The 25,863-nt window shown below is 50.5% G+C and carries 36 protein-coding genes and 2 rRNA genes; 6 read left to right on the forward strand and 32 right to left on the reverse strand.

What is annotated here, in order from left to right; genetic code table 11:
* Window positions 1-32 precede the first annotated feature (32 nt).
* Together OGY18_RS24165 and OGY18_RS24170 are read right to left on the reverse strand one after the other, a co-directional pair.
* Window positions 33-2,940: ribosomal RNA gene (locus OGY18_RS24165) — 23S ribosomal RNA — on the reverse strand.
* Between the two features lie 235 nt (window positions 2,941-3,175).
* Window positions 3,176-4,717: ribosomal RNA gene (locus OGY18_RS24170) — 16S ribosomal RNA — on the reverse strand.
* Together the 16S and 23S rRNA genes form the textbook arrangement of a ribosomal RNA operon.
* A gap of 474 nt (window positions 4,718-5,191) precedes the next feature.
* Here OGY18_RS24170 and OGY18_RS24175 point away from each other — a divergent pair.
* Window positions 5,192-5,746, forward strand: a complete 555-nt coding sequence (locus OGY18_RS24175; RefSeq protein WP_003031171.1) for a gamma carbonic anhydrase family protein — start codon at window positions 5,192-5,194, stop codon at window positions 5,744-5,746.
* On the opposite strand, the gene OGY18_RS24180 is transcribed toward OGY18_RS24175, so the two are convergent.
* From OGY18_RS24180 to dprA, 6 genes are read right to left on the reverse strand one after another with little or no spacing between them, the layout of a single operon-like run.
* Window positions 5,722-5,979: a DUF1488 family protein gene (locus tag OGY18_RS24180; RefSeq protein WP_148361411.1), complete on the reverse strand. Its 258-nt coding sequence runs from the start codon at window positions 5,977-5,979 to the stop codon at window positions 5,722-5,724. The two genes, OGY18_RS24175 and OGY18_RS24180, sit on opposite strands and share 25 nt — an antisense overlap.
* A complete protein-coding gene (aroE, locus tag OGY18_RS24185; RefSeq protein WP_003828290.1) occupies window positions 5,976-6,797 on the reverse strand; it encodes a shikimate dehydrogenase in 822 nt (273 codons plus the stop codon). The genes OGY18_RS24180 and aroE overlap by 4 nt, the downstream gene beginning before the upstream one ends.
* A gap of 1 nt (window position 6,798) precedes the next feature.
* Entirely contained in the window at window positions 6,799-7,371 is a 573-nt protein-coding gene (gene tsaC, locus OGY18_RS24190) for an L-threonylcarbamoyladenylate synthase type 1 TsaC (RefSeq protein ID WP_003828289.1), read from the reverse strand.
* A 4-nt stretch (window positions 7,372-7,375) separates the two neighbouring features.
* Window positions 7,376-7,918 carry a DNA topoisomerase family protein gene (locus tag OGY18_RS24195; RefSeq protein WP_003828287.1) on the reverse strand — a complete coding sequence of 181 codons (543 nt, stop codon included), beginning with the start codon at window positions 7,916-7,918 and terminating at the stop codon, window positions 7,376-7,378.
* A 26-nt stretch (window positions 7,919-7,944) separates the two neighbouring features.
* Window positions 7,945-8,418 (reverse strand): DUF494 family protein Smg, encoded by a 474-nt coding sequence (smg, locus tag OGY18_RS24200; protein ID WP_003031162.1) that lies wholly within the window; start codon window positions 8,416-8,418, stop codon window positions 7,945-7,947.
* Window positions 8,390-9,514 carry a DNA-protecting protein DprA gene (dprA, locus tag OGY18_RS24205; RefSeq protein WP_286554639.1) on the reverse strand — a complete coding sequence of 375 codons (1,125 nt, stop codon included), beginning with the start codon at window positions 9,512-9,514 and terminating at the stop codon, window positions 8,390-8,392. The genes smg and dprA overlap by 29 nt, the downstream gene beginning before the upstream one ends.
* Before the next feature lie 129 nt (window positions 9,515-9,643).
* Between dprA and def the strand changes: the two genes are divergently transcribed.
* From def to mscL, 5 genes are all read left to right on the forward strand, one after another.
* On the forward strand, window positions 9,644-10,153 hold the full coding sequence (gene def, locus OGY18_RS24210; protein ID WP_003828283.1) for a peptide deformylase: 510 nt from the start codon (window positions 9,644-9,646) through the stop codon (window positions 10,151-10,153).
* Between the two features lie 14 nt (window positions 10,154-10,167).
* The gene (gene fmt, locus OGY18_RS24215) at window positions 10,168-11,115 is read left to right on the forward strand and encodes a methionyl-tRNA formyltransferase (RefSeq protein ID WP_003828282.1); all 948 of its coding nucleotides are present in this window, start codon (window positions 10,168-10,170) and stop codon (window positions 11,113-11,115) included.
* A gap of 51 nt (window positions 11,116-11,166) precedes the next feature.
* Window positions 11,167-12,456, forward strand: a complete 1,290-nt coding sequence (gene rsmB, locus OGY18_RS24220) for a 16S rRNA (cytosine(967)-C(5))-methyltransferase RsmB (protein ID WP_286554641.1) — start codon at window positions 11,167-11,169, stop codon at window positions 12,454-12,456.
* A gap of 21 nt (window positions 12,457-12,477) precedes the next feature.
* On the forward strand, window positions 12,478-13,854 hold the full coding sequence (trkA, locus tag OGY18_RS24225; RefSeq protein ID WP_003031153.1) for a Trk system potassium transporter TrkA: 1,377 nt from the start codon (window positions 12,478-12,480) through the stop codon (window positions 13,852-13,854).
* Window positions 13,855-13,995: 141 nt separating this feature from the next.
* Window positions 13,996-14,409 carry a large-conductance mechanosensitive channel protein MscL gene (gene mscL, locus OGY18_RS24230; RefSeq protein WP_003031152.1) on the forward strand — a complete coding sequence of 138 codons (414 nt, stop codon included), beginning with the start codon at window positions 13,996-13,998 and terminating at the stop codon, window positions 14,407-14,409.
* On the opposite strand, the gene arfA is transcribed toward mscL, so the two are convergent.
* The 24 genes from arfA to rpsC form a co-directional block, all read right to left on the reverse strand.
* Complete coding sequence (arfA, locus tag OGY18_RS24235) at window positions 14,406-14,624, reverse strand: alternative ribosome-rescue factor ArfA (RefSeq protein ID WP_003828276.1); 219 nt, start codon at window positions 14,622-14,624, stop codon at window positions 14,406-14,408. The two genes, mscL and arfA, sit on opposite strands and share 4 nt — an antisense overlap.
* Before the next feature lie 57 nt (window positions 14,625-14,681).
* Window positions 14,682-15,107: a Zn(2+)-responsive transcriptional regulator gene (gene zntR / locus OGY18_RS24240; protein WP_003031145.1), complete on the reverse strand. Its 426-nt coding sequence runs from the start codon at window positions 15,105-15,107 to the stop codon at window positions 14,682-14,684.
* A gap of 10 nt (window positions 15,108-15,117) precedes the next feature.
* Window positions 15,118-15,486, reverse strand: a complete 369-nt coding sequence (locus OGY18_RS24245; protein WP_198579275.1) for a DnaJ family domain-containing protein — start codon at window positions 15,484-15,486, stop codon at window positions 15,118-15,120.
* Window positions 15,487-15,593: 107 nt separating this feature from the next.
* Window positions 15,594-15,977: a 50S ribosomal protein L17 gene (rplQ, locus tag OGY18_RS24250; RefSeq protein WP_001216370.1), complete on the reverse strand. Its 384-nt coding sequence runs from the start codon at window positions 15,975-15,977 to the stop codon at window positions 15,594-15,596.
* 40 nt (window positions 15,978-16,017) lie between these two features.
* Window positions 16,018-17,007, reverse strand: coding sequence for a DNA-directed RNA polymerase subunit alpha (locus OGY18_RS24255; protein ID WP_003031139.1), 990 nt, complete (start codon window positions 17,005-17,007; stop codon window positions 16,018-16,020).
* A gap of 25 nt (window positions 17,008-17,032) precedes the next feature.
* On the reverse strand, window positions 17,033-17,653 hold the full coding sequence (rpsD, locus tag OGY18_RS24260) for a 30S ribosomal protein S4 (protein WP_003031138.1): 621 nt from the start codon (window positions 17,651-17,653) through the stop codon (window positions 17,033-17,035).
* Between the two features lie 33 nt (window positions 17,654-17,686).
* Complete coding sequence (gene rpsK / locus OGY18_RS24265) at window positions 17,687-18,076, reverse strand: 30S ribosomal protein S11 (protein WP_003031137.1); 390 nt, start codon at window positions 18,074-18,076, stop codon at window positions 17,687-17,689.
* 16 nt (window positions 18,077-18,092) lie between these two features.
* Entirely contained in the window at window positions 18,093-18,449 is a 357-nt protein-coding gene (rpsM, locus tag OGY18_RS24270) for a 30S ribosomal protein S13 (protein ID WP_003031135.1), read from the reverse strand.
* A gap of 146 nt (window positions 18,450-18,595) precedes the next feature.
* Window positions 18,596-18,712, reverse strand: a complete 117-nt coding sequence (gene rpmJ, locus OGY18_RS24275; protein WP_000868187.1) for a 50S ribosomal protein L36 — start codon at window positions 18,710-18,712, stop codon at window positions 18,596-18,598.
* 30 nt (window positions 18,713-18,742) lie between these two features.
* Window positions 18,743-20,074: a preprotein translocase subunit SecY gene (secY, locus tag OGY18_RS24280; protein WP_001118864.1), complete on the reverse strand. Its 1,332-nt coding sequence runs from the start codon at window positions 20,072-20,074 to the stop codon at window positions 18,743-18,745.
* 7 nt (window positions 20,075-20,081) lie between these two features.
* On the reverse strand, window positions 20,082-20,516 hold the full coding sequence (gene rplO / locus OGY18_RS24285; protein ID WP_003031132.1) for a 50S ribosomal protein L15: 435 nt from the start codon (window positions 20,514-20,516) through the stop codon (window positions 20,082-20,084).
* Between the two features lie 3 nt (window positions 20,517-20,519).
* Window positions 20,520-20,699 (reverse strand): 50S ribosomal protein L30, encoded by a 180-nt coding sequence (gene rpmD, locus OGY18_RS24290; RefSeq protein ID WP_001140434.1) that lies wholly within the window; start codon window positions 20,697-20,699, stop codon window positions 20,520-20,522.
* Window positions 20,700-20,702: 3 nt separating this feature from the next.
* Window positions 20,703-21,206, reverse strand: coding sequence for a 30S ribosomal protein S5 (rpsE, locus tag OGY18_RS24295; protein ID WP_003031131.1), 504 nt, complete (start codon window positions 21,204-21,206; stop codon window positions 20,703-20,705).
* Window positions 21,207-21,220: 14 nt separating this feature from the next.
* Window positions 21,221-21,574: a 50S ribosomal protein L18 gene (gene rplR, locus OGY18_RS24300; protein ID WP_000358960.1), complete on the reverse strand. Its 354-nt coding sequence runs from the start codon at window positions 21,572-21,574 to the stop codon at window positions 21,221-21,223.
* A gap of 9 nt (window positions 21,575-21,583) precedes the next feature.
* A complete protein-coding gene (gene rplF, locus OGY18_RS24305) occupies window positions 21,584-22,117 on the reverse strand; it encodes a 50S ribosomal protein L6 (protein WP_003031129.1) in 534 nt (177 codons plus the stop codon).
* A 12-nt stretch (window positions 22,118-22,129) separates the two neighbouring features.
* Entirely contained in the window at window positions 22,130-22,522 is a 393-nt protein-coding gene (gene rpsH, locus OGY18_RS24310) for a 30S ribosomal protein S8 (protein ID WP_003031127.1), read from the reverse strand.
* Window positions 22,523-22,552: 30 nt separating this feature from the next.
* Window positions 22,553-22,858: a 30S ribosomal protein S14 gene (gene rpsN / locus OGY18_RS24315; protein ID WP_003031125.1), complete on the reverse strand. Its 306-nt coding sequence runs from the start codon at window positions 22,856-22,858 to the stop codon at window positions 22,553-22,555.
* Between the two features lie 14 nt (window positions 22,859-22,872).
* Window positions 22,873-23,412, reverse strand: coding sequence for a 50S ribosomal protein L5 (gene rplE, locus OGY18_RS24320; RefSeq protein ID WP_003031123.1), 540 nt, complete (start codon window positions 23,410-23,412; stop codon window positions 22,873-22,875).
* Window positions 23,413-23,426: 14 nt separating this feature from the next.
* The gene (rplX, locus tag OGY18_RS24325; RefSeq protein WP_003031122.1) at window positions 23,427-23,741 is read right to left on the reverse strand and encodes a 50S ribosomal protein L24; all 315 of its coding nucleotides are present in this window, start codon (window positions 23,739-23,741) and stop codon (window positions 23,427-23,429) included.
* A gap of 10 nt (window positions 23,742-23,751) precedes the next feature.
* Window positions 23,752-24,123 (reverse strand): 50S ribosomal protein L14, encoded by a 372-nt coding sequence (gene rplN / locus OGY18_RS24330; RefSeq protein ID WP_000613954.1) that lies wholly within the window; start codon window positions 24,121-24,123, stop codon window positions 23,752-23,754.
* Window positions 24,124-24,286: 163 nt separating this feature from the next.
* Window positions 24,287-24,541 (reverse strand): 30S ribosomal protein S17, encoded by a 255-nt coding sequence (rpsQ, locus tag OGY18_RS24335; protein ID WP_003031120.1) that lies wholly within the window; start codon window positions 24,539-24,541, stop codon window positions 24,287-24,289.
* The gene (rpmC, locus tag OGY18_RS24340) at window positions 24,541-24,732 is read right to left on the reverse strand and encodes a 50S ribosomal protein L29 (RefSeq protein WP_000644742.1); all 192 of its coding nucleotides are present in this window, start codon (window positions 24,730-24,732) and stop codon (window positions 24,541-24,543) included. Before rpmC ends, rpsQ begins: the two co-directional genes overlap by 1 nt.
* The gene (rplP, locus tag OGY18_RS24345) at window positions 24,732-25,142 is read right to left on the reverse strand and encodes a 50S ribosomal protein L16 (RefSeq protein WP_000941208.1); all 411 of its coding nucleotides are present in this window, start codon (window positions 25,140-25,142) and stop codon (window positions 24,732-24,734) included. The genes rpmC and rplP overlap by 1 nt, the downstream gene beginning before the upstream one ends.
* A gap of 12 nt (window positions 25,143-25,154) precedes the next feature.
* Window positions 25,155-25,856 carry a 30S ribosomal protein S3 gene (gene rpsC / locus OGY18_RS24350; RefSeq protein ID WP_000529945.1) on the reverse strand — a complete coding sequence of 234 codons (702 nt, stop codon included), beginning with the start codon at window positions 25,854-25,856 and terminating at the stop codon, window positions 25,155-25,157.
* Between the last annotated feature and the right edge of the window lie 7 nt (window positions 25,857-25,863).

A 25,863-nucleotide genomic window follows, 5' to 3' on the forward strand; every position in this document is an offset into this window, starting at 1 on the left:
TCTGTCTTTCGCCAAAACATCTTCGGCGTTGTAAGGTTAAGCCTCACGGTTCATTAGTATCGGTTAGCTCAATGTATCGCTACACTTACACACCCGACCTATCAACGTCGTCGTCTTCAACGTTCCTTCAGGACTCTCAAGGAGTCAGGGAGAACTCATCTCGGGGCAAGTTTCGTGCTTAGATGCTTTCAGCACTTATCTCTTCCGCATTTAGCTACCGGGCAATGCCATTGGCATGACAACCCGAACACCAGTGATGCGTCCACTCCGGTCCTCTCGTACTAGGAGCAGCCCCCCTCAATTCTCCAGCGCCCACGGCAGATAGGGACCGAACTGTCTCACGACGTTCTAAACCCAGCTCGCGTACCACTTTAAATGGCGAACAGCCATACCCTTGGGACCTACTTCAGCCCCAGGATGTGATGAGCCGACATCGAGGTGCCAAACACCGCCGTCGATATGAACTCTTGGGCGGTATCAGCCTGTTATCCCCGGAGTACCTTTTATCCGTTGAGCGATGGCCCTTCCATTCAGAACCACCGGATCACTAAGACCTGCTTTCGCACCTGCTCGAGCCGTCACTCTCGCAGTCAAGCTAGCTTATGCCTTTGCACTAACCTCCTGATGTCCGACCAGGATTAGCTAACCTTCGTGCTCCTCCGTTACTCTTTAGGAGGAGACCGCCCCAGTCAAACTACCCACCAGACACTGTCCGCAACCCGGATTACGGGTCTACGTTAGAACACCAGCCATTAAAGGGTGGTATTTCAAGGATGGCTCCATGCAGACTGGCGTCCACACTTCAAAGCCTCCCACCTATCCTACACATCAAGGACCAGTGTTCAGTGTCAAGCTATAGTAAAGGTTCACGGGGTCTTTCCGTCTTGCCGCGGGTACACTGCATCTTCACAGCGAGTTCAATTTCACTGAGTCTCGGGTGGAGACAGCCTGGCCATCATTACGCCATTCGTGCAGGTCGGAACTTACCCGACAAGGAATTTCGCTACCTTAGGACCGTTATAGTTACGGCCGCCGTTTACCGGGGCTTCGATCAAGAGCTTCTCCTTACGGATAACCCCATCAATTAACCTTCCGGCACCGGGCAGGCGTCACACCGTATACGTCCACTTTCGTGTTTGCACAGTGCTGTGTTTTTAATAAACAGTTGCAGCCAGCTGGTATCTTCGACTGATTTCAGCTCCATGAGTAAATCACTTCACCTACATATCAGCGTGCCTTCTCCCGAAGTTACGGCACCATTTTGCCTAGTTCCTTCACCCGAGTTCTCTCAAGCGCCTTGGTATTCTCTACCTGACCACCTGTGTCGGTTTGGGGTACGATTTCGTGTTACCTGATGCTTAGAGGCTTTTCCTGGAAGCAGGGCATTTGTTACTTCAGCACCGTAGTGCCTCGTCATCACACCTCAGCGTTAAAAGAAGTCCGGATTTACCTAAACTTCCCGCCTACATGCTTAAACCGGGACAACCGTCGCCCGGCTAACATAGCCTTCTCCGTCCCCCCTTCGCAGTAACACCAAGTACAGGAATATTAACCTGTTTCCCATCGACTACGCCTTTCGGCCTCGCCTTAGGGGTCGACTCACCCTGCCCCGATTAACGTTGGACAGGAACCCTTGGTCTTCCGGCGTGCGGGTTTTTCACCCGCATTATCGTTACTTATGTCAGCATTCGCACTTCTGATACCTCCAGCATACCTCACGATACACCTTCAACGGCTTACAGAACGCTCCCCTACCCAACAACACATAGTGTCGCTGCCGCAGCTTCGGTGCATGGTTTAGCCCCGTTACATCTTCCGCGCAGGCCGACTCGACCAGTGAGCTATTACGCTTTCTTTAAATGATGGCTGCTTCTAAGCCAACATCCTGGCTGTCTGTGCCTTCCCACATCGTTTCCCACTTAACCATGACTTTGGGACCTTAGCTGGCGGTCTGGGTTGTTTCCCTCTTCACGACGGACGTTAGCACCCGCCGTGTGTCTCCCGTGATAACATTCTTCGGTATTCGCAGTTTGCATCGGGTTGGTAAGTCGGGATGACCCCCTAGCCGAAACAGTGCTCTACCCCCGAAGATGAGTTCACGAGGCGCTACCTAAATAGCTTTCGGGGAGAACCAGCTATCTCCCGGTTTGATTGGCCTTTCACCCCCAGCCACAAGTCATCCGCTAATTTTTCAACATTAGTCGGTTCGGTCCTCCAGTTAGTGTTACCCAACCTTCAACCTGCCCATGGCTAGATCACCGGGTTTCGGGTCTATACCCTGCAACTTAACGCCCAGTTAAGACTCGGTTTCCCTTCGGCTCCCCTATTCGGTTAACCTTGCTACAGAATATAAGTCGCTGACCCATTATACAAAAGGTACGCAGTCACACCCCAAAGGGTGCTCCCACTGCTTGTACGTACACGGTTTCAGGTTCTTTTTCACTCCCCTCGCCGGGGTTCTTTTCGCCTTTCCCTCACGGTACTGGTTCACTATCGGTCAGTCAGGAGTATTTAGCCTTGGAGGATGGTCCCCCCATATTCAGACAGGATACCACGTGTCCCGCCCTACTCTTCGAGTTCACAACACATGCACTTTTGTGTACGGGACTTTCACCCTGTATCGTGCGACTTTCCAGACGCTTCCACTAACACACATGCTGATTCAGACTCTGGGCTGCTCCCCGTTCGCTCGCCGCTACTGGGGGAATCTCGGTTGATTTCTTTTCCTCGGGGTACTTAGATGTTTCAGTTCCCCCGGTTCGCTTCATTACGCTATGTATTCACGTAATGATAGTGTGACGAATCACACTGGGTTTCCCCATTCGGAAATCGCCGGTTATAACGGTTCATATCACCTTACCGACGCTTATCGCAGATTAGCACGTCCTTCATCGCCTCTGACTGCCAGGGCATCCACCGTGTACGCTTAGTCGCTTAACCTCACAACCCGAAGATGTTTCTTTCGATTCATCATCGGTTTGCAAAAATTTGAGAGACTCGAACACACCGCTTTTCATTTCTTATTACGGAGAAATGAAACAGTGTGTCGTTTCAATTTTCAGCTTGATCCAGATTTTTAAAGAGCAAAACTTCTTAATGCACTCGAAAGTACATTCAGAAGTTCATCATTCATCAGACAATCTGTGTGAGCACTACAAAGGTCGGTTCTTTAAGGTAAGGAGGTGATCCAACCGCAGGTTCCCCTACGGTTACCTTGTTACGACTTCACCCCAGTCATGAATCACAAAGTGGTAAGCGCCCTCCCGAAGGTTAAGCTACCTACTTCTTTTGCAACCCACTCCCATGGTGTGACGGGCGGTGTGTACAAGGCCCGGGAACGTATTCACCGTGGCATTCTGATCCACGATTACTAGCGATTCCGACTTCATGGAGTCGAGTTGCAGACTCCAATCCGGACTACGACATACTTTATGAGGTCCGCTTGCTCTCGCGAGGTCGCTTCTCTTTGTATATGCCATTGTAGCACGTGTGTAGCCCTACTCGTAAGGGCCATGATGACTTGACGTCATCCCCACCTTCCTCCAGTTTATCACTGGCAGTCTCCTTTGAGTTCCCGGCCGAACCGCTGGCAACAAAGGATAAGGGTTGCGCTCGTTGCGGGACTTAACCCAACATTTCACAACACGAGCTGACGACAGCCATGCAGCACCTGTCTCAGAGTTCCCGAAGGCACCAAAGCATCTCTGCTAAGTTCTCTGGATGTCAAGAGTAGGTAAGGTTCTTCGCGTTGCATCGAATTAAACCACATGCTCCACCGCTTGTGCGGGCCCCCGTCAATTCATTTGAGTTTTAACCTTGCGGCCGTACTCCCCAGGCGGTCGACTTAACGCGTTAGCTCCGGAAGCCACGCCTCAAGGGCACAACCTCCAAGTCGACATCGTTTACGGCGTGGACTACCAGGGTATCTAATCCTGTTTGCTCCCCACGCTTTCGCACCTGAGCGTCAGTCTTTGTCCAGGGGGCCGCCTTCGCCACCGGTATTCCTCCAGATCTCTACGCATTTCACCGCTACACCTGGAATTCTACCCCCCTCTACAAGACTCTAGCCTGCCAGTTTCGGATGCAGTTCCCAGGTTGAGCCCGGGGATTTCACATCCGACTTGACAGACCGCCTGCGTGCGCTTTACGCCCAGTAATTCCGATTAACGCTTGCACCCTCCGTATTACCGCGGCTGCTGGCACGGAGTTAGCCGGTGCTTCTTCTGCGAGTAACGTCAATTGCTGCGGTTATTAACCACAACACCTTCCTCCTCGCTGAAAGTACTTTACAACCCGAAGGCCTTCTTCATACACGCGGCATGGCTGCATCAGGCTTGCGCCCATTGTGCAATATTCCCCACTGCTGCCTCCCGTAGGAGTCTGGACCGTGTCTCAGTTCCAGTGTGGCTGGTCATCCTCTCAGACCAGCTAGGGATCGTCGCCTAGGTGAGCCGTTACCCCACCTACTAGCTAATCCCATCTGGGCACATCCGATGGCAAGAGGCCCGAAGGTCCCCCTCTTTGGTCTTGCGACGTTATGCGGTATTAGCTACCGTTTCCAGTAGTTATCCCCCTCCATCGGGCAGTTTCCCAGACATTACTCACCCGTCCGCCACTCGTCACCCAAGGAGCAAGCTCCTCTGTGCTACCGTTCGACTTGCATGTGTTAGGCCTGCCGCCAGCGTTCAATCTGAGCCATGATCAAACTCTTCAATTTAAAAGTTTGATGCTCAATGAATTAAACTTCGTAATGAATTACGTGTTCACTCGTTGAGACTTGGTATTCATTTTTCGTCTTGCGACGTTAAGAATCCGTATCTTCGAGTGCCCACACAGATTGTCTGATAAATTGTTAAAGAGCAGTTGCGACGCGCTTTAGCGCTCTGTCGCGAGGTGGCGTATATTACGCTTTCCTCTTTCAGAGTCAACCCTCATTTTCAGGTTTTTCTCTTCAACCGAACCGGCTGTTTGCGTGAAGTGATTCACATCCGCCGTGTCGATGGAGGCGCATTATAGGGATCCCATTTTTTAGCACAAGTATTTTTTGGATCTTTTTTTCTGAATGCTTGTTTTTCACTCCTTTCGCTACATTCCTGCGCAATTTGGCTGATTTTTGATAGCTAAACCACTTGCACAGTCTCAATAATCCAACCAAAGTCTTCATTACTGCTCTATTTTCGTTGAGGTAAACATGTCTGATGTACTGCGTCCTTATAAGGATCTTTTCCCACAGATCGGAAATCGCGTGATGATCGACACCAGCAGTGTCGTCATTGGTGATGCTCGTTTGGCTGATGATGTCGGAATTTGGCCACTGGTTGCCATTCGTGGCGACGTTAACTATGTACAAATTGGTGCCCGTACAAACATTCAGGACGGCAGCGTTCTCCATGTCACACATAAATCCACGTCTAATCCGCAGGGTAATCCATTGATCGTGGGTGAGGATGTAACAGTCGGTCATAAAGTCATGCTACACGGCTGTATCATTGGCAACCGCGTATTAGTCGGCATGGGTTCGATTCTGCTGGATGGCGTGGTAGTAGAAGACGACGTTATGATTGGGGCTGGGAGCCTGGTTCCCCAAAACAAACGCCTGGAAAGCGGGTATCTGTACCTGGGAAGCCCGGTTAAACAAATCCGTCCATTAAGCGATGAAGAGAAAGCAGGCTTACAATATTCAGCTAACAACTATGTTAAGTGGAAAGATGAATATTTAAGTCAGAGTAACCACACCCAACCTTGAGCATCTTCCTGCTGGTCCTGGATCAATCCTTCAGCTTCTTCTTCCAGATCCCAGCGATGCTGTTGAAAGATTTCCAACCACTGTTCAGGCGTGTCGCCGCCAAAGCGGGACGCCAGCATCTCTCCAGATATGGCACATGTTAACTGCATACCATGAACCATCGCCGGAAACACAACGGCGCTGACATCCGTGCGCCATTCTTCTCGATCGGGAAACTGGATCGCCTGATTCATGCCGACAATTCCTGCTGCATGCTTTTAATGACGGGTTCAATCTGCGGCAAAACCCCATGCCAGAGTAAAACGGCGTGCGCTGCTTGCCCCACCAGCATACCCAGGCCATCAGCATATTGTTTCGCCCCATGTTCGGCACACCAGGAGAGGAACGGTGTATCTCCTTTCTGATAAAACATGTCATAACAATAGACAGATGAGTGAATAAGAGATGTCGGAATAGCCGGTATCTCACCGCTAATTCCGCTGGATGTCGCGTTAATAATCAAATCAAAACTGTAATTATCAAGCTCATCCATTCCTACCGCCTGTACGCTGCCGGTATGGGAGAAGATTAGTGCCAGTTCTTCAGCGCGCGAAGCGGTACGGTTAACAATAGTCACCGCGCAATCCATAGAAAGAAGAGGTAATAAAACTCCACGGGATGCACCACCCGCACCAATCAGCAGAACTCGCGATCCGGGACGAATGAAAGATAAACGCTCAAGATCGCTCAACAAGCCGATACCATCCGTGTTGTCTCCCAGCAAACGCCCATCCTCCAGCCGTTTAAGGGTGTTGACCGCTCCAGCAAGCGATGCCCGCTCCGTTAGTTCATCGGCACGTGCAAACGCCTCTTCTTTAAAAGGCACGGTGACATTTGCCCCCTTCCCGCCCTCAGCAAAAAAAGCGTTCAGGGTATTCACAAAATCATTGATGGGTGCCAATACACGCCCGTAGGAGTGATCAATCTTCAGCTGCTCTGCAAATTGCTGATGAATAAAGGGCGATTTACTGTGCGCTATCGGATTACCAAAAACAGCATAGGCTTCTTTCATATTACCCCTGTCGAAACTGTTCACCTGTCAGAGCATCACGGATCTCCGAAGGATTCAAACGCCCCCCGGTCTCCCCTTCAACCACAGGAAAGTCTGTACCGAACTGTGCGCGAACTTCCTCTACCGTTCTGCAAGGCGGTAAGCCACTCAAATTAGCACTGGTAGAAACTAACGGTTTGCCATAAGCCTGGCACAACGCAACCACCAGCGGGTGATCGGTGACGCGAACAGCCAGAGAATCAAAGCGCCCGGTCAACCAGCGTGGCGTTGTCGCAAGCGCTGGGAAAACGAAGGTAACAGGACCAGGCCAACGGGCGAAAACAGCGTCACGTTGAGCATCGGTGAGCATGCTATCGTCGATATACGGTTTAAGTTGTTCAAAGTTTGACGCGATTAAAATTAACCCTTTATCGACCGGACGTTGTTTTAGAGCCAACAAACGGCTCACCGCCGTTTCGCTATCGGGGTCGCAGCCGACACCAAATACAGCTTCAGTTGGATAGGCGATGACTTTTTCTTGTTTCAGAACCGCTATCGCAGCAACGATAGGATCTGTGGGCAGGTTATTATTCACTTTTTTATTCCGCCGAAATCGGCTTTCCACATTGTTTACTGGCACAGAAATGCTTCACACCCTGCGCGGTTTTCTTTTCGATGAGAAGCGGATAATGACACTCAGGACATTCTCCGGCTAACGGTTTGAAGTTAATGACAAACTGGCACTCCGGATAGCGATCGCAGGAGTAAAAGGTTTTGCCATAACGGGAACGCCGCTGGACAAGATGACCAGTCTGGCATTGAGGACAGACTATTGCTGTTTCATCAGGCTTGTCGATGAGCTCGGTGTGATCGCACGCAGGATAGTCACTGCATCCAATAAACATACCGAATCGTCCCTGTCTCAGCACCAGCTCAGCGCCACATGCAGGACAAAGCTTACCCTCCAGAACTTTGACAATATGTCCGTCCGCGGAAGATTTCAGCGGACGGATGTAATCGCATTCTGGATAGTGTGAACAACCGAGAAATGGACCGTGTTTCCCGGAACGAATAACCAGTTCAGCCCCGCATTGTGGGCAGGGCTCGTTTTTACGCACCGTGAACAGTGCTGATTTAGCCATAACAACTCATACTGAATGAAGATTGATTAATGCAGCATACCTTCATTCACTTCAAAGAGTAATTCTTCCATTTGCTGATAGGCATTTTCACAACCTGGAATGTTGAATAGCACCATCAGAATCACCCACTTCAGGTCTTCCAGATCGAACTCTGCCGTATCCAGCGCGAGTACGCGCTCAATAACCATTTCTCGCGTTTCGAGGTTTAGCACCTGAATCTGCTCCAGGAATAGCAGGAATCCTCTACAGCTTGCATCCAGTCGATCGCACTCTTCCGCAGTATAAATACGTATAGAAAGAGGGTCCGATGCCAGCTGCATAGGTTCAGCAAGGCCATCCTGATAGTCAGCAAGCTTCTCCAGCCAAAGTAACGCGTTGTAAATGTCTTCACGATCAAAACCAGCGTCGGTAAGATCCCGTTCCAGTTTGTCCTGATCCACACGCAGCTCAGCTTCGTTATGGATATATGTCTCAAACAAATACATTAGTACGTCGAACATGGCATGCCCTCCTCAATCGGACATAGCCGCCGGGTACAGCTGCGATCCACCCTGCTAACTCCAGTTCGAGCAGTTGAGCCACTACCTCTGGCACAGGTTGGCCGGCACGTTCAGCGACGACGTCAACAGGTGTTACCTCATCTCCTACGTTAGCCAGGAGCTCCGGAAATGGCAATGCCACCTCTCCGTGATCTGGCGAATAAATTGATTTTTCAGGTTCATCTGGCAACCATTGCAGCCCATATTGCAAATTTTCAAGAATTTCCTCTGGTGTCGTCACAAGCATGGCTCCCTGCTGAATAAGCCAATGCGGGCCTTCACTTCCCGGGCTCCCAATCGGCCCTGGTAAAGCAAACACCTCCCGCCCTTGTTCCAGTGCACAGCGAGCAGTAACCAGTGAACCACTACGCTGTGCAGCTTCAACGACCAGTACACCTTTACTTAGCCCACTAATAATGCGATTTCGTCGGGGAAAATTGCGCGACAAAGGGAGCATATTTAATGGGAACTCAGACACCAGTGCGCCCCCAGCCTCAATAAGTCGCTCCGCAAGACGGATATGCTGTCGTGGGTGAATGGTCTCAAGTCCATTTCCCAGCACCGCAATACTTGTGCCTTGTCGGTTTATCGCAGCATTGTGCGCCACGCCATCAATCCCCCGGGCCAGACCGCTGGTGATCGTCACCCCACATGCAGCAAGATTTTCGCAAAACAACCGTCCCCAGCGTTCGCCATACCATGAGTGTTGTCGACTACCGACAACGGCAACTTGAAATGAGTGGAGGCATGCGGGAGCTCCTGCAACAAAAAGCACCCCAGGATAATCCTCAATCGCACGGAGCTGTGGCGGATAATGCTCGCTGTCGGCAACCACAAAATGGTGGTTAGGCTGTTCAAGCCAGCGCAGCGTTTTTTCCAGCGTCAGATCTGAAAAGGTTAAAAAGCGTCTTGCCTGGCGTGGAGAGAATCCAGCCTGCAAGAGTACCGCGTTGTTAATACACGGTTGAGTATTGAGCCAGTGAGCAACGCGCACTATCTCATCACCATACAGTTCATTCACTTGCGCTAAACGTAGCCAAATTTCGATTTGGGTCATCCCTGTTCCCCTGCCACAAGCAGTCCTGGCAATCTTTGCGATTGGTCACTGATGCTGTCAATCAGAGGGGGTTTTGTCTAGAATAGAGGTAATTATCTTTTCAACTCCTGAACACAACTCTGGATAACTATGTCAGTTTTGCAAGTGTTACATATTCCGGACGAGCGCCTTCGCAAAGTCGCAAAACCGGTTGAAGAAGTGAATGCAGAAATTCAGCGTATCGTTGATGATATGTTCGAAACGATGTACGCCGAAGAAGGTATCGGTCTGGCAGCAACACAGGTCGATATTCATCAGCGCATCATTGTTATTGATGTCTCTGAAAATCGCGATGAGCAGTTGGTACTCATTAACCCAGAACTGCTGGAAAAAGACGGCGAAACCGGCATTGAAGAAGGCTGTCTGTCTATTCCTGAACAGCGTGCGTTAGTACCGCGTGCAGAGAAAGTAAAAATTCGTGCGCTTGATCGCGACGGCAAATCTTTTGAGCTGGAAGCCGATGGCCTGCTCGCTATCTGCATTCAACATGAAATGGATCACCTGGTCGGTAAACTATTTATCGATTATCTGTCTCCGTTGAAGCAACAACGCATTCGTCAGAAAGTTGAAAAACTCGACCGCCTGAACGCCCGAGCTTAAGGACAAGGATCAACGTGTCAGACTCACTACGTATTATTTTTGCGGGTACACCTGACTTTGCAGCGCGTCATCTCGACGCGCTGCTGTCTTCTGGACATAACGTCGTTGGCGTGTTTACCCAACCGGACCGCCCGGCGGGACGCGGTAAAAAGCTGATGCCCAGCCCGGTAAAAGTGCTGGCAGAAGAAAAAGGGATACCGGTCTTTCAACCCGTCTCTCTTCGCCCTCAGGAAAACCAACTACTGGTTGCTGATTTACACGCAGACGTGATGGTGGTGGTGGCATATGGCCTGATCCTGCCAAAAGCAGTACTGGAAATGCCGCGCCTGGGTTGTATCAACGTTCACGGTTCCCTGCTTCCGCGTTGGCGGGGTGCAGCACCGATCCAGCGCTCACTGTGGGCAGGCGACGCCGAAACCGGTGTTACCATCATGCAGATGGATGTTGGCCTCGACACCGGTGATATGCTGCTGAAGCTGTCCTGCCCAATTACGGCAGAAGATACCAGCGGTTCGTTATATGACAAGCTGGCAGACCTGGGGCCTCAGGGGCTGATTGAAACGCTAAAACAGCTGGCTGCCGGTACAATAAAACCGGTGGTACAAGACGAATCACTGGTTACGCATGCAGAAAAACTCAGCAAAGAAGAGGCCCGTATCGACTGGTCGCTTTCGGCTGTTCAATTGGAACGCTGCATCCGCGCCTTTAACCCGTGGCCAATGAGCTGGCTTGAAATCGATGGTCAGCCAGTGAAAGTCTGGCAAGCTTCGGTTATTGCTGTAAACACCCAGGCCGAGCCAGGCACCATTCTAGAGGCGACAAAGCAGGGTATCCAGGTCGCAACAGGTGACGGCATTCTGAATCTTATCTCTTTGCAGCCTGCCGGTAAAAAAGCCATGAGCGCGCAGGATCTGCTTAATTCACGCCGGGAGTGGTTCGTGCCCGGAAACCGTCTGGCCTGACGGTTCATCTCTTTAAGCCCGGTGTCTCCGGGCATTTTTATTTTTGCGCTTATGAAAAAACATCTTAATTTACGCAGTATGGCGGCCCAGGCCGTCGAACAGGTTGTCGAGAAAGGACAATCACTAAGTAACGTGCTGCCCGCCATGCAGCAAAAAGTTGCCGATAAAGACAAAGCGCTGTTACAGGAACTTTGCTTCGGCGTATTACGTACACTCTCTCAACTGGAGTGGATGATCCAGCAACTGATGGAACGTCCAATGACGGGCAAACAGCGCACCGTTCACTACCTGATCATGGTGGGCTTCTACCAACTGTTGCATACTCGTATTCCAGCACACGCTGCGTTAGCTGAGACCGTAGAAGGCGCGGTCGTTATTAAGCGTCCACAGCTGAAAGGGCTGATCAACGGCGTACTGCGCCAGTTTCAACGCCGTCAGGATGAACTGCTGGCCGAGTTTGCGCAAAGCGATTTGCGCTTCTTACACCCCTCCTGGCTGGTGAAACGTATTAAGAGTGCGTATCCGCAGAAATGGAAAGCCATTCTTGAAGCCAATAACCAGCGACCGCCGATGTGGCTACGAGTCAATCGTAATCACCATACTCGCGACGCCTGGCTAGACCTGCTTACCGAAGCGGGATTAACAGGTTTTCCGCATCCAGACTACCCGGATGCAGTGCGTCTGGAAACACCGGCTCCAGTTCACGCCCTCCCTGGTTTTAACGAAGGTTGGGTCACCGTTCAGGATGCTTCCGCTCAAGGATGCGTAAATTATCTGTTGCCGGAGGACGGTGAGCAGATCCTCGACCTGTGCTGTGCGCCGGGCGGTAAAACCACTCACATTCTGGAAGTTGCTCCGCAAGCTAACGTCATGGCCGTCGATGTGGATGAAAAACGCTTATCGCGCGTTTACGACAATCTGAAACGTCTGGGCATGAAGGCAACCGTAAAACAGGGGGATGGACGCTATCCAAAGCAGTGGTGCGGTGAACAACAGTTTGACCGTATTTTGCTGGACGCCCCATGTTCTGCAACCGGGGTGATCCGTCGCCATCCGGATATCAAATGGCTGCGCCGCGACCGGGATATTGCCGAACTTGCCCAATTACAGGCTGAGATCCTGAATGCTACCTGGTCACATCTTAAATCTGGCGGCACGCTGGTGTATGCAACGTGTTCTATCCTGCCAGAAGAGAACCAGCAGCAGATTGCCGCCTTCCTGGCACGCACACCGGATGCGGTATTAAGCGAAACCGGTACGCCGGAAAAACCCGGACGTCAGAATTTACCGGGTGCGGAAGATGGCGATGGCTTCTTTTACGCTAAGCTAATCAAAAAGTGATGAGATAACGGGTCGCGACTGATGAAAATTATCATTCTGGGCGCAGGGCAAGTTGGCGGTACGCTGGCTGAAAACCTGGTCGGAGAGAACAACGATATCACGGTAGTCGATACCAATGGTGAACGCCTGCGCAGCCTGCAGGACAAGTTTGATCTCCGTGTCGTGCAAGGGCATGGTTCGCATCCCCGCGTATTGCGTGAAGCCGGTGCCGACGATGCCGATATGCTGGTTGCCGTAACCAGCTCAGATGAAACAAATATGGTTGCCTGCCAGGTAGCTTATTCACTGTTTAATACGCCTAATCGCATCGCCCGTATTCGTTCACCAGATTACGTTCGCGATGCCGACAAGCTGTTCCAATCCGATGCGGTGCCAATCGATCACCTGATTGCGCCTGAGCAACTGGTTATTGATAGTATTTATCGCCTGATTGAATATCCGGGCGCATTGCAGGTGGTGAATTTTGCCGAAGGTAAAGTCAGTCTGGCAGTAGTAAAAGCCTATTACGGCGGGCCGCTTATCGGTAATGCGCTGTCAACAATGCGTGAGCATATGCCGCACATCGATACCCGCGTTGCGGCGATTTTCCGTCATGACCGACCGATCCGTCCGCAAGGTTCTACGATCGTTGAAGCGGGTGATGAAGTCTTCTTTATTGCGGCATCACAGCATATACGCGCCGTAATGAGTGAACTGCAGCGTCTGGAAAAGCCGTACAAACGCATTATGTTAGTGGGTGGCGGTAATATCGGTGCGGGTCTGGCACGTCGTCTGGAAAAAGATTACAGCGTCAAACTGATCGAACGTAATCAACAACGCGCATCCGAACTTGCAGAGAAACTACAAAATACAATCGTCTTTTTTGGTGATGCTTCGGATCAAGAGTTACTGGCCGAAGAACATATCGATCAGGTCGATCTGTTCATCGCAGTGACCAATGATGACGAAGCAAATATCATGTCGGCGATGCTTGCCAAACGGATGGGCGCCAAGAAAGTGATGGTGTTAATCCAGCGCAGAGCATACGTCGATCTGGTGCAAGGCAGCGTGATCGATATTGCGATTTCACCGCAGCAGGCGACCATCTCCGCGCTGCTGAGCCACGTGCGTAAAGCTGATATTGTTGGCGTTTCTTCACTTCGCCGTGGCGTCGCGGAAGCCATTGAAGCCGTCGCACACGGGGATGAAACGACGTCGAGAGTTGTAGGGCGTTCAATTGATGAAATTAAACTTCCGCCCGGAACCATTATTGGCGCCGTTGTACGTGGTAACGATGTCATGATTGCCAACGATAACCTGCGCATTGAGCAGGGCGATCACGTAATTATGTTCCTGACAGATAAAAAGTTTATTACCGACGTTGAGCGACTATTCCAGCCAAGTCCTTTTTTCCTGTAATAATTTGGGCGCTAATACAGCGCCCTTTTTATTTCCCTTTATTTTTCATGGTCTAATAAATTTTCCTTTCGGCAATACATAAATGGAAATTGCCTAAACATTTGTTAAACTTATAAACGTCAGCTGCATAGGGAGAATAAAATGAGCATTATTAAAGAGTTTCGCGAATTCGCGATGCGCGGGAATGTTGTCGATTTGGCAGTGGGTGTCATTATTGGCGCGGCATTCGGTAAGATTGTTTCATCACTGGTTGCCGATATCATTATGCCGCCGCTGGGGCTGTTAATTGGTGGAATTGATTTTAAACAGTTTGCTTTAACGCTACGTGATGCACAGGGAGACATCCCTGCCGTGGTCATGCATTACGGTGTATTTATTCAAAATGTATTCGATTTCATTATTGTTGCGTTTGCTATCTTTATGGCAATCAAACTGATCAACAAACTGAACCGTAAAAAAGCGGAAGAGCCGGCAGCACCGCCAGCTCCATCGAAAGAAGAAGTATTGCTAAGTGAAATTCGTGACCTGCTGAAAGAACAGAATAATCGCTCTTAAGCACTCACTGAAACAAGAAGGCCAGTGGTAAAAAAGTTAATTACTTTCTTGCCACTGGCCTCCCAGTTACCCCGATTGCCATGTTTTCCTTTACGTAGATAACTTCCTTTCCCTTTCTTATTTTTCTCAACGCGCTGTCTGAACAGTGGGTCATGCAGAAGCGCCTCAATGGCGTTGTCCTTTATCTGCCCTTTGGTGTGCTGATAACGACTCATAATATCTCCAGTTTGTAGGAATTTACGCCGCGAGTGTAGACCTGGCAGTTCAAGAAATCAACAGCCTGATGTTGTTCCACTGGCGCCTTGCTCAAGAGCTTCAAGAATAGAGCAGTACACGCTGCTGTGTGCCTTGCCGCAGCATGCATCATTCAATCGCTGCAGAGACCGCTGCATCGTCTGAAGTTCAGCAATACGGGCTTCGACTTCTTGCAGTCTTTCCTGGACGATCCCTTTTGATTCCTGACAGGTATGGTGTTCGGGATCAACACGGATCGAAAGCAATTCGCGGATCGACTCCAGAGTGAAACCAAGCTGCCGGGCATAACGAATAAACTTCAAGCGCTGAAGATCGCTTTCTGTATAGAGGCGAAATCCGCCTTCAGTACGCACTTCATGCTCCATCATCTGCTGCTTTTCATAGTAGCGGATAGTATCCGGCGTCACGTCAGCCAGTTTCGCTATTTCACCAATTCGGTACATGCTCTCTCCGCTATTCGTCGTTGATCTTTTTTAGCAACTTATCTGCGTAGTCACCGCGCAAAAACTCGGTGCTGAGTCCAGCCTGCCGAAGTTTAAGTTCCAGTAGCGACAGTCTTCGGCTCACCTCCGGATAACTGGGATCATCTTTGCGGATCCCCGCGAGTATTTCAAGCAGCTGTATTGCCTCTCTGCGTTGCTCGAGCTCAGGAGGAAGGCAACCTGCATTTTTTAATAAACGGTATCCGGCTCGGAGTTCAGGCGGGACATGGGAGTCATCGTCAAGAGTCAGCGGTTCACCAATTCCCGGTAAATCATCAAACTCGCCTTTAGACTGTGCATCAATAATATGGCGCTCTGCCCACTGGTCAAGTAACCACATACAACACTCCAGGGGATGAACAAAAATAGTACAGATATTGTAGATAAGTGGGGATATGACGGATATAAAAAAACCCGCCGAGGCGGGTTTTTTTACGTTACTACAGATTACTCTGCAGCAGCTTCTGTTTTCTCTGAACGATCAACCAGCTCGATGTATGCCATCGGCGCGTTGTCGCCTGCACGGAAACCACACTTCAGAATGCGAGTGTAACCACCGGCGCGGCTCGCAAAACGCGGGCCCAGTTCGTTAAACAGTTTTGCCACGATCTCGTTATCACGAGTACGGGCGAATGCCAGACGACGATTAGCTACGCTATCAGTCTTGGCAAGAGTAATCAGCGGCTCAACTACGCGACGCAGCTCTTTCGCTTTCGGCAGAGTCGTCTTGATGATTTCATGACGAACCAGTGAACCTGCCATATTGCGGAACATAGCCTGGCGATGGCTGCTGTTGCGGTTCAGTTGACGACCACTCTTACGATGGCGCATGACCTTATCCTTCTCAGTAAAACCTTAACCTGTGATCCGGTTACTCGTCAGCGATGCTTGCCGGTGGCCAGTTTTCCAGGCGCATGCCCAGAGACAGTCCACGGGAAGCCAGCACGTCTTTAATCTCGGTAAGAGATTTTTTACCAAGGTTAGGCGTCTTAAGAAGCTCAACCTCAGTACGCTGTACCAGATCACCGATATAGTGGATAGCTTCTGCTTTGAGGCAGTTAGCAGAGCGGACAGTCAATTCCAGATCGTCAACAGGGCGCAGCAGGATCGGATCGAATTCTGGTTTCTCTTCTTTAACTTCCGGCTGACGTACATCACGTAAATCAACGAAAGCTTCCAGTTGTTCAGCCAGAATGGTTGCCGCACGACGAATCGCCTCTTCAGGATCGATTGTGCCGTTGGTTTCCATTTCGATGACCAGCTTGTCCAGGTCGGTACGCTGTTCTACACGCGCTGCTTCAACATTGTAGGCAATACGCTCTACAGGGCTGTAGCATGCGTCGACCAGCAGACGGCCGATTGGGCGCTCATCTTCTTCCGAATGAATTCGGGTAGAAGCCGGCACATAACCACGACCGCGCTGAACTTTGATACGCATGCTAATAGATGCATTCTCATCGGTCAGGTGGCAGATCACGTGCTGTGGCTTGACGATTTCGACATCACCATCATGGGTAATGTCGGCTGCAGTCACAGGGCCAATGCCAGATTTATTCAAGGTAAGAATAACGTCATCTTTACCCTGAACTCTCACCGCCAGCCCTTTCAGGTTGAGCAGGATTTCCAGGATATCTTCCTGAACGCCTTCTTTGGTGCTGTACTCATGTAGTACACCATCAATCTCAACCTCGGTCACCGCGCAACCCGGCATCGATGAGAGCAGAATACGGCGCAGTGCGTTACCCAAAGTATGGCCAAAGCCACGCTCTAAAGGCTCAAGGGTCACCTTGGCGTGCGTCGAACTCACTTGCTCGATATCTACCAGGCGCGGTTTTAGAAACTCTGTCACAGAACCCTGCATTGTGTCCTCTCTTTGGTACTAAGCTTTACTTGGAGTAAAGCTCGACGATCAGGTGTTCGTTAATGTCCGCAGACAGATCAGAACGCTCCGGCTTACGCTTGAACGTACCTTCCATCTTGCCAGCATCAACTTCCAGCCAGGTTGGCTTTTCACGCTGCTCAGCCAGCTCCAGAGCGGCTTTCACGCGAGACTGCTTCTTCGCTTTCTCACGAATGCTAACAACGTCATTCGGACTAACCTGATAAGAAGCGATGTTAACAACACGACCGTTTACCATAATTGCTTTATGGCTGACCAGCTGACGTGCTTCTGCACGAGTGGCACCGAAGCCCATACGGTATACAACGTTGTCCAGACGACCTTCCAGCAGACCCAACAGGTTTTCACCGGTGTTGCCTTTCAGACGTGCTGCTTCTTTGTAGTAGTTACGGAACTGACGCTCCAGCACACCGTAGATACGGCGAACTTTTTGCTTTTCACGCAACTGCACACCATAGTCAGACAGACGCGGTTTACGCGCACCGTGCTGGCCAGGAGCTTGTTCAATTTTACACTTGGTATCGATCGCGCGAACGCCAGACTTAAGGAATAAGTCAGTGCCCTCACGACGGCTCAGCTTGAGCTTAGGACCCAAATATCTTGCCATTTTCTTTCTCCAACAATCCTAGAAACGACAGCGTTATACGCGACGTTTTTTCGGCGGACGACAACCGTTATGAGGGATCGGAGTCACATCAGTAATATTAGTGATGCGGAAACCAGCGGCGTTCAGAGCACGAACAGTAGATTCGCGACCTGGACCCGGTCCTTTGACCATAACTTCCAGATTCTTGATACCGTATTCTTTTACGGCTTCAGCGCAACGCTCTGCTGCAACCTGAGCTGCAAACGGAGTGGATTTGCGAGAACCACGGAAACCGGAACCACCGGCTGTTGCCCAACCCAGTGCGTTACCCTGACGATCAGTAATGGTAACGATGGTGTTGTTAAAAGAAGCATGGATATGAGCCACGCCGTCAGAGACTTGTTTTCTTACACGTTTACGTGCACGAATTGGTGCCTTTGCCATTATTCAATCACCCCGATTATTTCTTGATCGGTTTGCGCGGACCCTTACGGGTACGTGCGTTGGTCTTGGTACGCTGACCGCGAACCGGGAGACCACGACGATGACGCAAACCGCGATAGCAACCAAGATCCATAAGGCGCTTGATGCTCATGCTAACTTCACGGCGCAGATCACCTTCAACGACAAATTTGGCAACTTCGTCACGCAGCGTGTCGATTTGTTCTTCAGACAGCTCACTGATCTTAACATCTTCAGCGATACCCGCGGCAGCCAGAATGGCTTTAGAACGGGTCTTGCCGACGCCGTAGATCGAAGTTAATGCGATCACAGCATGTTTCTGATCAGGAATGTTAATGCCTGCTATACGGGCCACTATGCACTCCTACTATTTAATATGTACGCACCATGCTGAAAAGCCCGTTTTCAGGATACTCAAATGGAAACGCACAGACATACAAAAGATTGGCTGGCTAATCTAGCCAGCTCAACCCAACTTTGCAAGAAAAATATGCGAATAAATCAGCCTTGGCGCTGTTTATGCTTCGGCTCGGCACTGCAAATCACACGGATGACACCATCACGCTTAACGATTTTGCAGTTACGGCATAATTTCTTGACGGAAGCACGAACTTTCATTTTTACTCTCCGTAACTTCTCGGGCGACTGTTAACGGCCGTAGCCTTTCAGATTCGCCTTCTTCAATGCAGACTCGTACTGACTTGACATCATCAGAGTTTGCACTTGAGCCATAAAGTCCATAATCACGACAACAACGATAAGCAGTGAGGTCCCACCGAAGTAGAACGGTACTTTCATTGCATCACGCATGAACTCCGGGATCAGGCAGATAAAGGTAATGTAGAGCGCACCAACCAAAGTCAGGCGGGTCATTACTTTATCGATATACTTCGCCGTTTGCTCTCCCGGACGAATTCCTGGTACAAATGCACCGGACTTCTTCAGGTTATCTGCTGTTTCACGCGGGTTGAAAACCAACGCCGTGTAGAAGAAACAGAAGAATATGATTGCAGACGCATAGAGTAACACATAAAGCGGTTGCCCAGGCTGCAAATACAGCGAAATTGTTGTCAGCCAGTTCCAACCAGTCCCGCCCCCGAACCATGACGCGATGGTCGCCGGGAACAGAATAATACTGGAAGCGAAGATTGCCGGGATTACCCCCGCCATATTCACTTTCAGCGGTAAATGTGTGCTCTGTGCAGCATAGACACGACGACCTTGCTGACGTTTCGCGTAGTTTACCACAATACGGCGTTGACCACGCTCAACAAATACAACAAAGAACGTCACTGCGAATACTAATACTGCAACCAACAGCAACACGAGGAAGTGCAGGTCGCCTTGACGCGCTTGCTCGATAGTATGGGCAATGGCTGGCGGGAGTCCCGCGACAATACCGGCGAAGATAATGATTGAGATACCGTTGCCGATACCACGTTCAGTAATCTGTTCGCCCAACCACATCAGGAACATCGTCCCTGTAACCAGACTTACAACAGCGGTGAAATAGAATGCAAAGCCTGGGTTCATCACCAGGCCCTGCATACCAGGCATATTCGGCAGACCGGTAGCAATACCGATCGACTGGAATATTGCCAGCACCAGAGTACCGTAGCGGGTGTACTGGCTGATCTTACGACGACCAGACTCCCCTTCTTTCTTAATTTCTGCCAGCGTTGGATGAACCACCGTCAGCAGCTGGATAATGATCGACGCCGAAATATACGGCATGATCCCCAGAGCAAAGATAGAAGCACGGCTGAGAGCACCACCAGAGAACATGTTAAACATTTCAATGATGGTGCCTCGCTGTTGCTCAAGCAGTTTGGCAAGTACAGCGGCATCAATACCAGGGATCGGAATGAAAGAGCCAATACGGAACACAATCAGCGCGCCGATTACAAACAGCAGTCTGCGTTTCAGCTCGCCTAAGCCACCTTTGGCACTTTGAAAATCTAATCCCGGTTGTTTAGCCATCTGCTACTTATTCCTCGATTTTACCGCCAGCAGCTTCGATAGCAGCACGAGCGCCTTTAGTAACACGCAGGCCACGAACAGTTACCGGAGTAGTGACTTCACCAGCCAGGATCACTTTCGCGAACTCGATCTGGATACCGATAATGTTAGCTGCTTTCAGCGTGTTCAGGTCTACAACACCGCCTTCAACTTTAGCCAGGTCAGACAGACGAACTTCGGCTGTAATCGCTGCTTTACGTGAAGTGAAGCCGAATTTCGGCAGACGACGGTACAGAGGCATCTGACCACCCTCGAAACCGCGACGTACGCCACCGCCAGAACGAGACTTCTGACCTTTGTGACCACGACCACCGGTTTTACCGAGGCCAGAACCGATACCACGACCCAGGCGGCGAGCCGCTTTTTTAGAGCCTTCGGCCGGAGACAGAGTATTTAAACGCATCTCTTACTCCTCAACTTTAACCATGAAGGAAACCGCGTTGACCATACCACGAACAGCAGGAGTATCCTCGCGCTCTACGGTGTGACCAATACGACGCAGACCCAGGCCAAGCAGCGTTGCCTTGTGTTTCGGCAGACGACCGATTGCACTGCGGGTTTGAGTAATTTTAATAGTCTTTGCCATGGTTTATTTCCCCAGAATTTCTTCAACGGATTTACCACGCTTGGCAGCGACCATTTCCGGAGATTTCATATTTTCCAGGCCATCGATAGTTGCACGAACCACGTTAATCGGGTTAGTGGAACCATACGCTTTAGCCAGAACGTTACGAACTCCAGCGACTTCCAGAACGGCGCGCATTGCACCACCGGCGATGATACCGGTACCTTCGGAAGCCGGCTGCATGAATACACGAGAACCCGTGTGAGTACCCTTAACCGGGTGCTGCAGGGTGCCGTGGTTCAGCGCGACGTTAATCATATTGCGACGGGCTTTTTCCATCGCTTTCTGGATCGCTGCTGGAACTTCACGCGCTTTACCGTAACCAAAACCAACGCGACCGTTACCATCACCAACTACAGTCAGAGCTGTGAAGGAGAAAATACGACCACCTTTAACGGTTTTAGATACGCGGTTAACCGCGATCAGCTTTTCCTGCAGTTCGCCAGCTTGTTTTTCGATGTGAGCCATCTTACACCTCTACCTTAGAACTGAAGGCCAGCTTCACGGGCAGCATCTGCCAGTGCCTGGACACGACCATGATATTGGAACCCGGAACGGTCAAAAGAAACATCTTTGATGCCTTTTTCCAGAGCGCGTTCAGCAACAGCTTTACCTACAGCTGCAGCAGCGTCTTTGTTACCGGTGTACTTCAATTGTTCAGCGATAGCTTTTTCTACAGTAGAAGCAGCTACCAGAACTTCAGAACCGTTCGGTGCAATTACCTGTGCGTAAATATGACGCGGGGTACGATGTACCACCAGGCGAGTTGCACCCAGCTCCTGGAGCTTGCGGCGTGCGCGGGTCGCACGACGGATACGAGCAGATTTCTTATCCATAGTGTTACCTTACTTCTTCTTAGCCTCTTTGGTACGCACGACTTCGTCGGCGTAACGAACACCCTTGCCTTTGTAAGGCTCAGGACGACGGTAGGCGCGCAGATCTGCTGCAACCTGACCGATCAGCTGTTTATCAGCGCCTTTCAGCACGATTTCAGTCTGAGACGGACATTCTGCAGTGATTCCCGCAGGCAGCTGATGGTCAACTGGGTGAGAGAAACCTAAAGCCAGGTTTACTACATTCCCTTTAACCGCTGCACGATAACCTACACCAACCAGCTGAAGCTTCTTAGTGAAGCCTTCGGTAACACCGACAACCATTGCATTCAGCAGGGCACGCGCGGTACCAGCCTGAGCCCATCCATCTGCGTAACCATCACGCGGACCGAAGGTCAGTGCATTATCTGCATGATTTACTGCAACAGCATCGTTGAGAGTACGAGTCAGCTCGCCGTTTTTACCTTTGATCGTAATAACCTGACCGTTGATTTTTACATCAACGCCGGCAGGAATAACGACCGGTGCTTTAGCAACACGAGACATTTTTTCCTCCGATTAGGCTACGTAGCAGATAATTTCGCCACCAAGACCAGCCTGGCGCGCTGCACGATCAGTCATAACACCTTTAGAGGTAGAAACAACTGCGATACCCATGCCAGCCATAACTTTCGGCAGCTCGTCTTTACGCTTATAAATGCGCAGACCTGGGCGACTGACACGCTGAATGCTTTCTACAACAGCTTTACCCTGGAAATACTTGAGAGTAAGTTCCAGTTCCGGCTTGGTGTCGCCTTCAACTTTAAAATCTTCAATAAAACCTTCTTCCTTCAGCACGTTGGCAATTGCCACTTTCAGCTTGGAGGAAGGCATGGTGACCGCAGCTTTATTCGCGGCCTGACCGTTACGGATACGGGTCAGCATATCCGCGATCGGATCTTGCATGCTCATCTGTCTTTACTCCCGTGATTCAATTGGTAATTACCAGCTAGCCTTTTTCAAGCCTGGTACTTCACCGCGCATGGCGGCTTCACGCAGTTTGATACGGCTCAACCCGAACTTGCCCACATAGCCATGCGGACGACCTGTTTGACGGCAGCGGTTACGCTGACGGGACGGGCTGGAATCACGCGGCAGAGACTGCAGCTTGAGAACTGCGTTCCAACGATCTTCGTCGGTCGCGTTCACATCAGAGATAATAGCTTTCAGTTCAGCGCGTTTTGCGAAGTACTTATCAGCTAAAGCTACGCGCTTTACTTCGCGTGCTTTCATTGATTGCTTAGCCATTCAGTAACCCTACCTTACTTGCGGAACGGGAAGTCAAAGGCAGCCAGCAGAGCACGGCCTTCTTCATCAGATTTCGCAGTAGTGGTAATGGTAATATCCAAACCACGCACGCGGTCGACTTTATCGTAGTCGATTTCTGGGAAGATGATCTGCTCACGGACACCCATGCTGTAGTTACCACGACCGTCGAAAGACTTAGCGGACAAGCCACGGAAGTCACGGATACGTGGAACAGCAATAGTGATCAGGCGCTCAAAGAACTCCCACATGCGTTCGCCACGCAGAGTTACTTTACAGCCGATCGGATAGCCCTGACGGATTTTGAAGCCTGCAACTGATTTGCGTGCTTTGGTGATCAGCGGTTTTTGACCGGAGATTGCTGTCAGGTCAGCTGCTGCGTTATCCAGCAGTTTCTTGTCAGCGATCGCTTCACCAACACCCATGTTCAGGGTGATCTTCTCGACCCGAGGGACTTGCATGACAGAATTGTAGTTAAACTCAGTCATGAGTTTAGCGACTACTTCGTCTTTGTAGTAATCATGCAGTTTCGCCATCGTACTACTCCAAATTACTTGATAGTTTCGCTGTTAGATTTGAAGAAACGGACTTTTTTGCCGTCTTCGAATCTAAAGCCTACACGGTCAGCCTTGCCGGTTGCCGCGTTGAAGATAGCAAGGTTAGAGATCTGAATAGCTGCTTCTTTCTCTACGATGCCGCCTGGTTGGTTCAGGGCCGGAACCGGCTTCTGATGTTTCTTAACCAGGTTGATACCTTCAACAATGACCTTGCCGGAAGACAGGACATTCTTAACTTTACCGCGTTTACCTTTATCTTTACCGGTTAACACGATAACTTCGTCATCACGACGGATCTTCGCTGCCATGATTCGCTCCTTAGAGTACTTCTGGTGCCAGAGAGATAATTTTCATGAACTTCTCGTTACGAAGTTCACGAGTTACCGGCCCAAAAATACGCGTACCGATAGGTTGCTCGCTGTTATTGTTTAAAATAACGCATGCATTACCATCGAAGCGAATGACAGAACCGTCCGGGCGACGAACACCCTTCTTGGTGCGCACCACTACCGCCTTCAGCACATCACCTTTTTTGACCTTACCACGCGGAATTGCTTCCTTGATGGTGATCTTGATGATATCGCCGACGCCTGCGTAGCGACGGTGCGAGCCACCCAGAACCTTGATACACATTACGCGACGTGCACCGGAGTTGTCGGCGACGTTCAGCATAGTCTGTTCTTGGATCATTTTAGTGCTCCGCTAATGTCAACTACTACTGAGACCCGAAAATCAGGTCGTTAAAAAAGCCCCATATCGGGGGCGCGGCATTATAACACCGCTTCAACGATATGGGTAGAAAAAATAAACGGCTCATCGCTGAGCCGTTTATTCGTTGAGAATGCCTACTGTATTACAGAACGGCTTTCTCTACAACGCGAACCAGCGTCCAGGACTTAGTCTTGGACAGCGGACGGCATTCGCGGATTTCAACCACGTCACCAGTACCGCATTCGTTGTTCTCGTCATGTACGTGCAGTTTGGTCGTACGCTTAATGAATTTACCGTAGATCGGGTGTTTCACAAAACGTTCGATAGCAACAACGATGGATTTCTCCATTTTATCGCTAACAACGCGACCTTGCAGAGTACGGATTTTATCGGTCATTACGCACCCGCCTTCTCAGTCAGTAAAGTCTTAACGCGTGCGACGTCACGACGCACTTGCTTCAACAGGTGAGACTGTTGCAGCTGGCCACTTGCAGCCTGCATACGCAGGTTGAACTGCTCACGCAGCAGATTCAGCAGCTCGGTGTTCAGCTCTTCAACACTCTTCTCACGCAGCTCTTTTGCTTTCATTACATCACCGTCTTAGTTACAAAGGTGGTTTTAATCGGCAGTTTCGCTGCTGCCAGCTTGAATGCTTCACGGGCCAGCTCTTCCGGTACGCCGTCCATTTCATACAGGACTTTACCCGGCTGAATCAAGGCAACCCAATACTCCACGTTACCTTTACCTTTACCCATACGCACTGCCAGCGGCTTTTCAGTGATCGGTTTGTCCGGGAATACACGGATCCAGATCTTACCTTGACGCTTAACTGCACGGGTCATAGCACGACGTGCTGCTTCGATCTGACGGGCAGTCAGACGACCACGGCCAACAGCTTTCAGACCGAAGCTGCCGAAGCTAACATCCGCGCCAGCAGCCAGACCGCGGTTACGGCCTTTGTGCATTTTACGGAATTTTGTACGCTTTGGTTGTAACATCAGCGACGCTCCTTATTTACGGCCTTTACGCTGCTGCTTTTTAGGTTGCGCAGCCGGTTTTTCCGGTTGTTCAACAGCAGCCATACCACCCAGGATCTCGCCTTTGAAGATCCACACTTTAACGCCGATTACACCGTAAGTGGTGTGCGCTTCAGAGGTGTTGTAGTCGATGTCAGCACGCAGAGTGTGCAGAGGTACGCGACCTTCGCGGTACCATTCGGTACGTGCGATTTCCGCGCCGCCCAGACGGCCGCTAACTTCAACTTTGATACCTTTAGCGCCCAGACGCATTGCGTTCTGTACAGCACGCTTCATAGCACGACGGAACATAACACGACGTTCCAGCTGAGAAGTGATGCTGTCAGCAACCAATTTTGCGTCCAGTTCAGGCTTACGCACTTCGGCGATATTGATCTGAGCAGGAACGCCAGCAATATCCGCTACGACTTTGCGCAGTTTTTCTACGTCTTCGCCTTTCTTACCGATAACGATACCCGGGCGAGCGGTGTGAATGGTCACACGGATGCTCTTAGCCGGACGCTCGATAACGATACGAGATACAGACGCTTTAGCCAGTTCCTTAGTCAGGTACTGACGTACTTTAAAATCGCTGTCCAGGTTGTCAGCGAATTCTTTGGTGTTCGCAAACCAGGTTGAGTTCCATGGTTTTACAATACCCAGGCGAATACCATTAGGATGTACTTTCTGACCCATTGCTAGT

The sequence above is a fragment of the Citrobacter sp. Cpo142 genome, from assembly GCF_030332425.1.
In the GTDB taxonomy this organism is placed as follows: Bacteria; Pseudomonadota; Gammaproteobacteria; order Enterobacterales; family Enterobacteriaceae; genus Citrobacter; species Citrobacter portucalensis.